The organism is Catenulispora sp. GAS73, from assembly GCF_041262085.1.
Taxonomy (GTDB): domain Bacteria; phylum Actinomycetota; class Actinomycetes; order Streptomycetales; family Catenulisporaceae; genus Catenulispora.
Window position 1 is genome coordinate 1 of record NZ_JBGCCM010000039.1, and the last position, 13,424, is coordinate 13,424.

At 70.5% G+C, this 13,424-nt stretch carries 5 protein-coding genes; 1 reads left to right on the forward strand and 4 read right to left on the reverse strand.

The window, feature by feature from the left end:
* Nucleotides 1–35: 35 nt before the first annotated feature.
* Nucleotides 36–1,103: a methyltransferase gene (locus tag ABH935_RS41180; RefSeq protein WP_370383417.1), complete on the reverse strand. Its 1,068-nt coding sequence runs from the start codon at nucleotides 1,101–1,103 to the stop codon at nucleotides 36–38.
* A gap of 331 nt (nucleotides 1,104–1,434) precedes the next feature.
* Between ABH935_RS41180 and ABH935_RS41185 the strand changes: the two genes are divergently transcribed.
* The gene (locus ABH935_RS41185; protein WP_370383418.1) at nucleotides 1,435–3,384 is read left to right on the forward strand and encodes a WD40 repeat domain-containing serine/threonine protein kinase; all 1,950 of its coding nucleotides are present in this window, start codon (nucleotides 1,435–1,437) and stop codon (nucleotides 3,382–3,384) included.
* A gap of 53 nt (nucleotides 3,385–3,437) precedes the next feature.
* On the opposite strand, the gene ABH935_RS41190 is transcribed toward ABH935_RS41185, so the two are convergent.
* From ABH935_RS41190 to ABH935_RS41200, 3 genes are read right to left on the reverse strand one after another with little or no spacing between them, the layout of a single operon-like run.
* Complete coding sequence (locus ABH935_RS41190; protein WP_370383419.1) at nucleotides 3,438–4,601, reverse strand: acyl-CoA dehydrogenase family protein; 1,164 nt, start codon at nucleotides 4,599–4,601, stop codon at nucleotides 3,438–3,440.
* Nucleotides 4,585–8,445, reverse strand: coding sequence for an SDR family NAD(P)-dependent oxidoreductase (locus ABH935_RS41195; protein WP_370383420.1), 3,861 nt, complete (start codon nucleotides 8,443–8,445; stop codon nucleotides 4,585–4,587). The genes ABH935_RS41190 and ABH935_RS41195 overlap by 17 nt, the downstream gene beginning before the upstream one ends.
* On the reverse strand, nucleotides 8,445–13,403 hold the full coding sequence (locus ABH935_RS41200) for an SDR family NAD(P)-dependent oxidoreductase (protein WP_370383421.1): 4,959 nt from the start codon (nucleotides 13,401–13,403) through the stop codon (nucleotides 8,445–8,447). The genes ABH935_RS41195 and ABH935_RS41200 overlap by 1 nt, the downstream gene beginning before the upstream one ends.
* Nucleotides 13,404–13,424: the final 21 nt, after the last annotated feature.

Here is a 13,424-nt window from a genome sequence, read left to right on the forward strand (position 1 = left end):
CCCGAACCGGATGCAGAACCGGCAGCCCTGATCGCCTAACAACAACACAGGATCACCCGCTGGCCACCCCATACACCACCAGCGCGGACGTGACCGATCCTCGGGTGATGACCCTTTTGGAAGACCCTGGTCTGGGATTCCAGCGCCCACAGATCAGCGGCCCGACGCAGACAGCGTTCCATGATGTTGATCTCATGGGTGAGTACCACGAGCCGGGCGCCTGGCCGGGCAGCCGCAGCCGCCCGGTCGAGAAGCGCGGCGTGCAATTGCTCATTGTCACTGTGGCGGCCCGATTTGTCGCCCCACGGCGGATCGGCGTACAGGCAGTCGAAGGGGCCGTGCTCCTGCCAGCCTGAACCCATGATGTCGCCGACCAACAGTTCGATCCGCCCGGCGACCCCCGCCGCGACGGCATTCGCCTCGGCTGCCCGCACCGCCGGCTCGAACACGTCGACGCCCACCGCTGTCGCGGCCGGTCCGGCCAGCATGCGCTCGATGAGGATCGTGCCGGATCCACACATCAGGTTGGCGACCCGATCGCCTGGCCGAGGGCGGGAAAGACGGATCATAGCCGCCGCCACCGTGGCGTTGACCGCAGCGTCGTAGCCCTCCACGCGCCAAGGTCTCGCGGACAGCGGCAGCGTCGACAGCCGGACAAGCACGTCCCACGCATCGGAGTCGGGGGCGCGTCTGACACGGAGCACGCACTCGCCATCCTCTTCGTCGTGTCGCAGCCCTGTCGCATGGGCGACCCGATCGGCGAAGGCCCGCATCACCGGCGAATCGCGGCCCGCGGCGTCGATGCGGAACGAGACTGGCGGGCGCGTCCGGTTGAGGCGCACCACCTCTTGCACAGCCTCCGTGATCACTGGGAAGTACTCTGGGCTGGACAACGACTTGGGCCGCGGGACGGGAAAACGCAGGACCACGAAGGGCGCGACGACTGTCCGCAGGCCGAGCAAAGGCGCCAGCGAACCGCGAAGTGAGAACTTCAGTGAGTCGTCGCGGCCGGACACTGCGGATACGTGCCTGGCGTCTGGCAGCCGGTCGGCAATCTCCTCGCGCACGACCTCGTCCAACCCCGGCAGAAACAACAGTTCCACTTCGCGCCAGGGCTTTCCACCCGGATCAGACCCGGGGCGTGTGCGGCGACTGCTGAGACGGCTCTCATTGGACGCGTGCCCCCGCACGGCGGCCCGTGCAGGAACCCTTCTGTCCGTCCGCTGTACCCTGCCGCCCAAATCGTTCCTATCCTCCGCCGCCAGCCCCGTCCCGAATGCCAGCATATCGGCTGTCGGTAGGGGTACTCGCACCTCGGCCTGGCGAAGCCCTGCGAAACGAGAGGCGATCGCCAAGCGGATCGGGCCGGGTGGCGCCGCCCATCGGAATAGGATAAGTATCCCGATTCTTTCGTCGGCGGCCGAGGGGGATCATGTGAGTGAGGCGGCGCGGGGGTCGATCGGTGGTGGGCGCTACCTCTTGGTACGGGTGGTCGCGTCGGGGGGAATGGGAAAGGTCTGGGAGGGCCTTGACACGCGGCTGGGGCGGACTGTCGCGATCAAAGAGGTGTCGCTCGACCGGATTCCCCCGATTGAGCATACGGAGTTCTTGGCGCGCGCCGTCAAGGAGGGGCACAACGCTGCCGCTCTTGCCGATCATCCCAACATCGTCACTGTTTACGATGTGGTCAATGAGGGCGGCTCGCCGTGGACGGTGATGCAGTTCGTGAAGGGTGGTTCGCTGGCCGGGTTGTTGAAGTCCGGGCCGATGGCGGTGGACGCGGTGGCGGCTATGGCCGGGCAGATGCTGTCCGCGCTGGGGTTGGCGCATCGCGTTGGGATCGTGCACCGGGATGTGAAGCCGCACAACATCATGATCGAGGACGGTGACGGTCGTGCGCTGCTCACGGACTTCGGGATCGCCAAGAACACGCGCGATGCCGCGCTGACGCAGACCGGGATCGTCATCGGCTCCGCGGCGTACATGGCACCGGAGCGCTACGACGGCGATTCCGACAACCCGGCCTCGGACCTGTTCAGCCTCGGCGTCACGCTGTTCGAGGCCGCGGAGGGCTACTCGCCGTTCGCCAAGGGCTCGGCTACGGGAACCGTCACCGCCATTCTGGCCAAGCCGTTGCCGGACACAGAGCACGCCGGCCGGCTCAGGCCGCTGATCCTGGCGCTGACGGAAAAGGACCCCGACAGCCGTCCCACCGTCGAGCAAGCACAGGCGATGCTGACCGAAGCGCTGGTGGTTCGTGGTCAGCACAGCGGAGCATCGACTGGACCGCGTGCGGCCTTTCAGCCGAAGCCCGAACCGATGCCCGAGCTGAAGCCCGAACCGGAGCCCGAACCGAAGCCCGACCCCGAGTCGGTGCGCGAGTCCAAGCCAGTGCAGAAGCAGCCCACCTGGCGAAACGCCGGCACCATCATCCTCACCGGCCACACCAAAGCAGTGCGCTCACTGGCCTTCAGCCCCGACGGCCGTACCTTGGCCAGCGGCGGCAACGACGGAACCATCCGCGTATGGAACGTCGCCACAGGCACCCTGAGGGGCGCTCTCGCAGCCCACACCGGCGGCGTCGTCGAGCTGGCCTTCAGCCCCGACGGCGCGACCATCGCCAGCAGCGGCAAGGACAAGGCCGTCCGGCTGTGGAACGCCGGGACCGGAGCCATGACCGCCACCCTCGTCACGGACGCCGCGAGGCCGCAGAGCATCAGATACCTGACATTCAGTCCGGACGGAATGACCCTGGCGGGCACCGGTCTGGCCACCGGCAGCGGCTTGTTCGGCCACGCGTGGCTGTGGCATGGCACCGGAGCCGATCCCACCACGCTGACGAGCAGAGGATCCGACGTCGGCGCCGCGGCGTTCAGCCCCGACGGCAGAAGACTGGCCACCGGCGGCCGATCCGTCAAGATATGGGATCTCCACTCCGGCGCCGTCGTCAACTCCTTTCGCCGCAAAGGAGTCCAGCTGTTCAATTCCGTCACTTTCAGTGCTGACGGTAGAAACGTCACCGGTGTTTCCGTCGGACTCGGCGCCACCAAAGTCACCTGGGACGTGGTCTCCGGCCAAGCGACCTCGCACACCGTCGGCGATGCGGCCGACCGGAACGGGATCCAAAACCTGCAAGCCTTCGTGAGCCTGACAATGGGCCCCGCGGCGTTCAGCCGCAATGCGAGAACCTTCGCGGTGTTCGGAGGCCAGCAGATCCGCGTGTGCCGTATGGCCGACGCGTCCATTCTCGGCACCTTGAAGATTCACGGATCGCTCAACAGCGGTGTCCGATCAGTGGCGATCAGTCCGGACAGCAGAATTGTCGCCGCCGGTGGCAGCGACAATCTGATTCGCCTGTGGTCGGACGCCTTCGCCGTCTGGTGACGCCGGCCGGCTCATGCCCGCCGGCTCACCCCGGCCGACTCACATCCGCCGGCTCACGTCCGCTTGGACACCGGCACGACGTACCGGCTGAACATCAGCTCGCGCAGCACGTCGTCCCCGCCTTCGACGATAGACACGTACCGCGCGTCGCGCAGCAGCTTCCCGATCACCGACTCGTTCGTGTAGCCGACACCGCCGAACATCTCAGAGGCCGTGGACACGAGCTGCCAGGCCGTCTGACCGCAGAACATCTTCGTGGTGACCGCCGACTTGAGCGTGCCCTGTCGGAGGAACTCCTCGCCCGCGTTGGGGCCCGCGGCGATCGCGTCGTACTCGCGGGCGGCCGCCAGGCACTGGTTGGCCATCACCTCGATCTGCATCTCGAACTGGCCGAGCTTGGCGGCGAACACGGGGTTGGCGGCCAGCGGCGCGTTCTTCACCGTCTTGGTCTTCGCGTAGTCCATACACAGGTCGCGGGCCCGCCGTGCGATTCCCAACGCGGTGGTGGCGATGAGTATCCGGCTGGCGTTCAGGCCGACTTCCAGGATCCGCAAGCCGTTGCCGCGCAGCGCGTTGCCGGCCGGGACGCGGCAGTCCGTCAGCGACACCTGATACGTCGCGGACGACCGCAGGCCGATGACGTCCCACCGCTTGTCGACGGTGATGCCCGGCGTATCGCGCGGAATCAGGACGGCCAGGTACTCCGAAGCCGCGTCCTCGACCCTTGCGATCACGACCAGGAACCGCCCGAAGTCGGTGTTGGTGGAGAACGCCTTCTGACCGTTCACGATCAGCGTCTCCCCCTGGCGCCGGACCGTCGTCGACATCCGTGCCAGCTCGCTGCCCGCTTCGTGCTCGCTCCCGAGCGTCGCGCAGAAGCCGTTCTCCGCGATCAGGCTTCCCAGGTGGCGCTCCTGGATCTCCTCGCTCGCGTACCAGCCGACCATGCTCGTCGTCAGGATCGGGATGAACAGCGTGAACGCCGCGCCGGCGTCGCCATAGGAGAGCTCTGAGACGATCCGGACGCTCTCCTCCAAGCTGAGCTCCATACCGCCGTGCCGCTTCGGCATCCACCAGTTCGCCAGGCCCGTGTCCGCGAAGCGTCCGTAGAGCGGCAGCGGGGCAGGCGCCAACGAGTCCAGCAGTTCCTCGGAACCGATGAGCTCGCGGCGGGCGAAGTCCTGGATCTTCCGAAGGTACTCAGGCGGACGCGGCATGGCCGGCTCCGTCGATCAGGGCCGCGAGCTGGCCGATGGTCGGGCTCTCCAGCAGGCCCGTGATGGGGATCGCCGCGCCCAGGTTCTTGCGGATGCGGGTCGTCAGATTGATCGCGATCAGCGAGTGGCCGCCGAGCTCGAAGAAGTTGTCGGCCGAGCCGATGGACTCGATGCCCAGCACCTTCGACCAGATGTCGGCCAAGGTCTTCTCCGTACCTTCACGCGGCGCGACGTACGGGGTGTTGAGGTCCGGGCGCGGGTGGAGCTCGCGGTCGTCATCGTCGTCGGCGTCGTGCAGATCACCGGTGACCCACTGCTCGATCCGGTGGTCGAGCGAGCCGGTCGAGATGACGAGGTGGCCGAGGCGGTCGCCGGCGGCGAGGGTCCGTTCGAAGACGTCGCAGGCCTCCGCGGGGGCCATCGCGTAGTCGGTGACGCCGGGACCGTGGGTGGCCAACCGGTCGGGATCGATGCTCCACGTGTCCCAGTCCACGGTGATCCAGCGTCCGCCGACACCGTCGCGGCGCGCGAGCCGGAGGTAGGCGTCGAGCGCCGCGTTGGCCGCCGCGTACGCTCCCAGCGTCATACCGCCCAGGACGGTCGCGACGGAGGACATCGTGATCCGCCGGTCGGGACACTGGTCGCCGAGGACTTCCTGCAGCACCTGGAAGCCCTTCACCTTGGCGGCCATGTGCGCCTCGCATGCGGGCCGCTCGATCAGGTGCGCGTAGTCGAAGTACCGCGGGTCCTGGACGCCGGCGCCGTGCAGCACCACGTCGATCTTCCCGAACCGCTCCACCGCGGCCTCGACGACCGCGCGCATCTGCTGGACGTCGGCGACGTCGGCCGACATCGCGAGAACTTCGGCACCGCGCGCTTCCAGGTCCTGGATGTTGCGGATGTGCCGGGCGGTGCGTTCTCCGCCTTCGGGTACTTCCTCCAGGAACGCTTCCCACTCTTCTCGCGGGGGCACCGTGGTGCGAGCGGTGAGGACGAGCTTGCATCCGTACTTGTCCGCCAGATGGCGGGAGAGCACGAGCCCGACGTCGCCGAGCCCACCGGTGATCAGCACGGTGTCGCCCTGCGCGATGGACTGGTTCTCGGGCCCGATCTCGTCGGTCGGGCAGGGTTCGTAGACCTGGAGCCACGCCTCTCCGGCGCGGACCGCGACCGGTCCTTCGTACGGGCCGACCGCCGCGGCCAGCATCGCGTTCAGGGAACTGACATCGTCGATGTCGATGTTCCGGCTGCGCACCCGCGGATTCTCCTGCGCGAGGCTCGGAGCCAGCGCGGCGAGCGTCGAGTGTTCGGGATGGAGCAGGTCCGAGCCGATGACGCCGCAGGCTCCGGAAGTCAGCAGGATGACTTCGGCGCGAGGCGCGGCGCCGGTCTCGTCGATCAGGCCGCGTGCCAGGCCGAGGACCGAGTAGAAGCCGCGGTCCTGTTCGGCGTCGAAGTGGGCCATCAGGTCGCCGTCCGCCCGCGTGCTGCCCAGGCTGAAGCCGTGGACGACGGCGCGCGGCGGGTTCGGCAGGGCACTGAGAACCCGCGCCATGTCCTCCGGAACGTCCAGACGGACGGTGAAACCCGCCGGGTCCTGCGTGAAGTCCTCGCCCGGGGATACCGCGGTCACGTCGGCGCCGGCCGCGGCCAGCCTCTCGACCAGCGCCTCGCCGCGGTAGTCCGCGGTGAAGACCAGCCAGGGCCCGGCCTCGCGGAGCTTCTCGTCCAGCCCGGCCGGCGAGGCCGGGCGGCGGTTCCAGGTCGGTAGGTACGTCCACTGCGAACGGTCGTACGTCCGGCCGGTCGTCCGGGTGGTCGCGGCGGCCGGCAAGGCGTCGACCCAGTAGCGGCGGCGCTGGAACGGGTAGGTGGGCAGCTCCACACGACGACCGAGGCCACCGTGCAGGCCCGGCCAGTTGATCTGGCTTCCGGCCTCCCACAGCCGGGCCACGGTCGCGAGCAGCCACTGCCGGGCCGAGGCCGGCGCGCCGGCGCGGTCGGGGTCGGGGTGGGCGTCGGGGTCCGGACCGATGACGATCTCCTCGACGCCGTCGGCACCGGCGTCGGCGACGACGCGGACGCCCAGCGCGGTGAGCCAGTCGCCGAGCTCCTCCATGACCCGCTCGGCGCCGCCGTCGGCAGCGGCTCCGGACGGCTGGAGCACCCCGGTCTCGGCGATCGCCGCATGCACCTGCGGCCACCACTCGTCCGGCGCCTCCGCGCCCGCGACGAGTCGGACCTTCGGATTCCGGCGGCGGGTCTTCTCGTCGATCCACCGAGCGGAATCGGCCAGCGCCGCAAGCGCGTCGTGGCGGTCGTCGCACACGACGGCCCGGCGCAACGCAAACCCGCCGCGCGAGACCTGCAGCGTGAACGCGATGTCGGCGAGGTCGGCGTCCTCATGCGCTTCGAGGTACGTCCGCAGGCGCTCGGTCACCTCGGTCAGCGCGTTCTCGTTCAACGCCGAGAACGTCAGAAGGTGCGGGCCGGGACGAGCGGGTCGAGCCTCCCGTGCGGGCGGTTCCTCCAGCACGACGTGCGCGTTGGTCCCGCCGAGGCCGAACGAGCTGACTCCGGCCCGCCGCGGATACGGGCCCTGCGGCCAGGCCGCGTCCTGGGTGAGCACCGTGAACTGGTCCGCGGCCGTCGCCAGCGCGGGGTTCGGGTTCTGATAGTTCGGCGTGCCCGGCAGCACCCCGTTCTTGACCACTTGCGCGGCCCGGATCAGCGCCGCGACCCCGGAGGCCCGGTCCAGGTGGCCCAGGCTCGGCTTCAACGTGCCCAGGACGCACGGCGTGGTGCGCGCGGAGGTGAAGACCCGGGCCATGGCGGCCAGTTCGATGGAGTCGCCGAGCACGGTGCCCGTGGCGTGGCACTCGACGTAGCCGATGGTGTCGGTCTTGACCCCGGCCACGCCCTGCGCGAGCTTGATCACCTCGGCCTGGCCGTCGACGCCCGGGGCGGTGTACCCGGCGCGGACCCGGCCGTCGTTGTTCGCCGCCGATCCCAGGATCACGGCATGGATGACGTCGCCGTCGGCGACCGCCTCGCTCATCCGCTTGAGGGCGACCGCGCCGACCCCGCTGCCCATCACCGTGCCGTTGGCGGCGGTGTCGAAGCTGCGGACCACGCCGTCCGGCGAGGAGATGCCGCCCTGCTCGTAGAGGTAGCCGGAGGGCTGCGGCAGGGGGATGAACGCGCCGCCGGCCAGGGCGAGATCGCACTCGTACGTCAGCAGGCTCTGGCAGGCGAGGTGGATGGCGATCATGGACGTCGAGCAGAACGTCTGCACCGTGACGGCCGGTCCGCGAAGTCCCAGCTTGTAGGACACGAAGTTGGCCAAAGAGTCGCGCTCGTTGCCGGTCGCGATCAGCAGGACGCCGCCGGGCTCGGTCTGCAGGTGCTGGAGGTTCTGCACGATGTAGTCGGGGAATCCGCATCCTGCGAACACCGCGACCTGGCCCGGCGCCTCGGTGGGGCAGTAGCCGGCGCCTTCGAGCGCTTCCCAGGTGCACTCCAGGAAAAGCCGGTGCTGCGGGTCCATCGCCTCGGCCTCACGCGGGTTGATCCCGAAGACCGTGGCGTCGAACATGTCGAGGCCGCTGAGCGGACCGCCGATGCGCACGTAGCGCGGGTCGGCGAGCTGTCCCGGCGTGGCTCCGGCGGCGCGCAGTTCGTCGTCGGTCAGCTCTCGCAGACCCTTGACCCCGTCGCGCAGGTTGCGCCACAGCATGTCGGTGCTGTCCGCGCCGGGGAACCGTCCGGACATGCCCACCAGCGCGACGGCCGTGGCGTAGTGGCCGTCCTCCGCCAGCATGTCGTCGATCGTCGACACCGTCATCACACTCTCCCCTTGCGCAGACTGCTGCGCCGCTGTTCGATCCGGGCCCGGTAGAGGTCGCGGGCCTCGGCTTCCCGGTCCTGCTCGTCCTGGTCGTGGCCGGCGGCCGCGGCGGCGGCCAGCGAGGACACCGTCGGGGCCTGGTAGAGCAGGTGCGGCGGCAGCGTGGCGACGTCCAGCGCCTGGCGGACCCGCGCGATGATCTCCATGCCGATCAGCGAGTTGCCGCCGAGCTCGAAGAAGTTGTCGTGCACGCCGACCTGCTCCAGGCCCAGCGCCTCGGCCCAGACGTCGCAGATGGCCTCCTCGGCGGGCGTTTGCGGTTCGACGTACGCCGCCGACAGGTCCGGGCGCGGATGGCGGCCGAAGGCGTCCCGCGCCTTCTTCACCGTGTCCTGGTGGCTCTGGATCGAGGATCGGCGGCTCATCGCCACGATCGGTGTGAAGTCCTGGGTGGAGACGACGACGTGCCGCTCCCCCGACGCCAGGACGCGCTGGAGGGTCTCCCAGCCCGCGTCGAAGGGGATGCCGAAGGTCTGGCGGTACTGCTCGAAGAACTGCCGCGAGCCCTCGTCGTAGTCGTCGAGGCCGGTCGTCCAGCCGTTCCAGATCCACTCGCCCCAGTCCACGGAAGTGACGAGGGTGCCGGGCAGCGGATCGCTCTCGGCGAAGGCGTCGAGGAAGGCGTTGCCGGTGCAGTAGTCGACCTGGCCCGCGCCGCCGCCGGTGGAGGAGGTCGTCGAGGAGAACAGGGCGACGAAGTCGACGGGGGTCGGCAGAGTCTTCAGGACTTCGGCGAGGGCGAGCGTGCCGGACACCTTGGGCGCCAACACCTTCTCGATGTCCGCGACGGTCTTGAACTGCATCATGCCCACCGCGGGGACGCCCGCGCAGTGCAGCACCCCGTCGAGCCGGCCGAACTCGGCCAGTGCCGTGTCGACCGCGCGCCGGACGTCCGCGGGCCGGGCGACGTCGCCCGCGACCGTGACCACGGAGTCGATGCGGCGCAGGCCCTCGATCCGGCGGCGGACCTCGGGGGCGGTCGCGTCGGAGGCGAGGATCTGGCCCCACTGGTCCGGCGGCGGGACCGGGGTGCGGCCCATGAGGACCAGGTTGGCGCGGTGGTCGCGGGCCAGGCGTTCGGCCATGGCCAGTCCGATCCCTCCGAGGCCGCCGGTTACCAGGTAGGTGCCGCCGGGCCGGATCGCGGCGGCCGGGGGCAGGTCGGCGATGCAGGACTCTTCGATGATCTCGTAGCCGGGGATCCAGCGGCGGCCCCCGCGCAGCGCGACGACCTGGTCGTCGGGTTCGGAGCGGAGTTCGGCCAGCAGCGCCCGCAGCGCGGGGCGGCCGACGGCACCGCCCTCGACGTCGATGAGGCGGGTCCGGACGCCCGGGTACTCGACCGGGATCAGACGGCAGGGCCCGAGCACGGCGACCTGCTCCGGCCGCACGCCGTCGTCGGGCAGGACCCGGTGGCTGCCGTCGGTGACGATGTCGAGCGTCCACGCGGGCAGGCCGACGTCGCCGGCGGCCTTGGCGAAGGCGATGACGGAGTGCAGGCCCAGCTTCAGGAACGAGCGGGTGGAGACGGTGTGCGGGGCGCCGACTCCCGGTGCACCGAAAGTCGTGTCCCGGACGGCACCGACCGCGGCGCCGACGACGCTGCCGAACGCGTCGAGCGCGACGTCCCGGACGGCGTCGGCGACGGCGCCGAAAGCGGCTCCGGCCACGTTCCCGAAGATCCCGTCGCCGCGGACCGCGCCGATGGCGCCGCCCGCGTCCGGCGCGGCCCCGGCCGGCTCGTCCTCGGCGCTCACTCCGACGGTCCACAGGTGCAGCACGTGGTCGGGGGCCAGACCGCGCTTGGCCAAGTCGGTGAGCGCGGCGGTCATGTCCTCGACCGAGCCGGGCCGCACGACGAAGCCGTCCGGCCGGGTGGCGAACGCCGAGCCGGGCCGAGCCACGAGCGCCTGCGCGCCGGACGACACCAGCGCGGCGATGAGCTTGTCGGACCTGCCGTCGTCGGCGGCGAAGACCAGCCAGCGCCCGGCTTCGGCGCGAGCCGTGCGCGGCGTCGTCTGGCGCCAGGTCGGAACGTTGATCCACTGTGACTCCGGCAGCAGCGGCAAACCGGTCAGGACGCTGCTGGGGTCGTTCTCGTCGAACGCCGGGGTGTCGGCACCGCCGGGCCGGAGCATGTCGCCGGCGTCCGGGTCCAGCCAGTAGTCCTGGCGCTGGAAGGGATACGTCGGAAGCGGGACTCGTCCCGGCTTCCACCCGTCGTGCAGGGCCCGCCAGTCGATCGGCACGCCGGTCAGCCAGAGGTTGCCGATCATGTCGGTGAGTGCGGCGTGGGTGCCGCGGCTCTCCGCCGACGCCGGGAGCGAGGTGACGATCAACGGCCACTGGTTCCGGTCGCAGGCGTGGTGCGCGCGGGTCACCGCGCCGAGCGAGCGGCCGGGGCCGATCTCGACCATCGCGGCGTCGGATTCCCGCAGGATCTCCTCCAGGCCCGCGCCGAATTCGACGGTCTGGCACATGTGCCGGGCCCAATAGCCGGGATCGGCGAGGGTTTCGGCGTCCACCGGCCGACCGGTGACATTGCTCAGGTACGGGATCGTCGGCGGGTTCACAGTCACGTTGGCCTTGACCCACGCGGTCAGCTCCTCGGCGACCGGCAGCAGCATCCGGGAGTGAAAGGCGTGCGTCGTGTCCAGGCGGCGGTTGCCGATCCCGACGCCGTTCAGCAGAGTCGCAGCGGCGGTCACGGCCTCGGCGGGGCCGGCCAGCACCACCTGGCTGCCGGTGCGGATCGCGACGTCCAGATCGTCCAGCGTGCTGCCGAGCACGGACCTCAGGCGCGCCTCGTCGCAGCCCACAGCCAGCATCGCGCCCTCGGGCAGCGAGGTGATGAGCTTGGCGCGGAAGGCGACCAGCCGCAGCGCGTCGGACAGGGACAGCACTCCGGACAGGCAGGCCGCGACGTATTCGCCGAGGCTGTAGCCGATCATGATCTTCGGCTCGACACCCCAGCGGATCAGCTGGCGGGCCAGCGCGTATTCGGCCACGAAGACCGCGGGTTGGATGAGGTGCGCGTTCTCCGCCCGGGCCGTCGGCTCGCCGGGCTCGCTCGGCACGCGGCCGAGCAGCCGGGCGAGGTCGTCCGCCGGCGCGGCGTCCGCCCGCGTGCCGTCCGCCTCGACGAAGATGTCCGAGAGCTGACCGGCCTCGGCGATCCCGAGGACCGCGAGGCACTCCTCGACGTCCGCCCGGTAGCCGGGCTCGTCCCGGTACAGCTCGGCGACCATCCCGGGGTACTGCTCGCCGACGCCGGCGATCAGGAAGCCGACGCGGCGGCCGAGCACCGCGTCCACCCGGCCGAGCCGCGCCGACGGGTCCCCGATGAGCCGCGCGGCCTCGGTCGTGGAGTCGGTGACGACGAGCCGGCGGTGCGAGAAGACCTTGCGGCCGGTCTGCAGGGTGAAGGCGACGTCGCCGAGGTCGAGGCCGGGATCGGCGGCGAGCCGGTCGGCCAGGCGGGTGCAGGCCTGATCCGCGGCCGCCTCCGAACGCGCCGAGACCGGCACGACCTGCCACCGGCGCGGCCGGGCGGGCCGCGGCGCGGGTTCGGGCGCCTCGGAGACGATGGCGTGCGCGTTCGTCCCGCCGGTGCCCAGGGAACTCAGCCCCGCGATGCGGGGCCGGTCGGGCCGGCGCGGCCAGGGGGTCGGCTCGGGGGTCACCCGGAACGGGCTCGCGGCGAAGTCGATCTCCGGGTTCGGGGTGTTGAAGTGGACGGTGCCCGGGATCAGTTCGTGCCGCAGCGACTGCACCACCTTGATCAGACCGGTGGCCCCGGAGGCCCGGTCCAGGTGGCCGATGTTCGGCTTCACGGAGCCGAGCAGGCAGTACTGCTTGCGCTCGGTCGGTCCGAAGGCACCGGTGAGCGCCGCGACCTCCATCGGGTCGCCGACCTCGGTCGCCGTGCCGTGCGCCTCGACGTAGGAGATCTCGTTCGGATCGACGCCCGAGTTCGCGATGGCGGCGGCGGCACAGCGGCGCTGGCCGTCGATGCTCGGCGCCTGGAAGCTGAACTTCAGCGCGCCGTCGTTGTTGATGTGCGAGCCCCGGATCACCGCCAGGACGGTGTCCCGGTCGGCGACGGCGCGGTCCAGGCGCTTGAGCGCGACCACGGCCGCGCCGTCGCCGTACATGCTGCCCTTGGCCGCGGCGTCGAAGGTCCGGACCTTGCCGTCCGGAGAGGCCTGATTCCCCTCGTGGTACATGTAGCCGACGCGGTCCGGGACTCGGATCGAGACACCTCCGGCGATGGCGATGTCGCACTCGCCGCGGCGCACGCTCGCGCACGCCAGGTGGATCGCGACCAGCGAGGTCGAGCAGAAGGTCTGGACCGCCACAGCCGGACCGCGCAGGTCGAGCCGGTAGGACACGGCCGTGGCCAGGGCGTCCTTGTCGTTGCCGACCATCAGCCCGGCGACCTCGACGCCCATGCGGAAGGCGTTCGGCCGGGTCAGCAGGTAGGTGCTGATGTTCATCCCGGCGAAGACGCCGACCGCGCCGCGTCCGTCGGGCACGCCGTATCCGGCGGCCTCCAGGACCTCCCAGGCGCACTCGGCGAAGATCCGCTGCTGCGGGTCGGCGAGCATCGCCTCGCGCGGGCTGCTGCCGAAGAACGCCGCGTCCCAGCCGCGCACGTCGTTCAGGATCGGGCGCAGGCGGACGTAGTTCGGGTCGGTGAACTCCGCGGGGTCCTCCCCCGAGGCCAGCAGGTCCTCGTCGCTGAAGCGGGTGAAGGATTCGACTCCGGTACTGATGTTGCGCCAGAGCGCGTCCACGTCGTCCGCTCCCGGAAACCGGCCGGCCATGCCGATGATCGCGATCTCCGGCTCGCCTTTCGGCCCTGTGGCACTGCCGTCCAAGTCGTCCAGGTCCATTCGACGTTGCCCCCTAGTCCA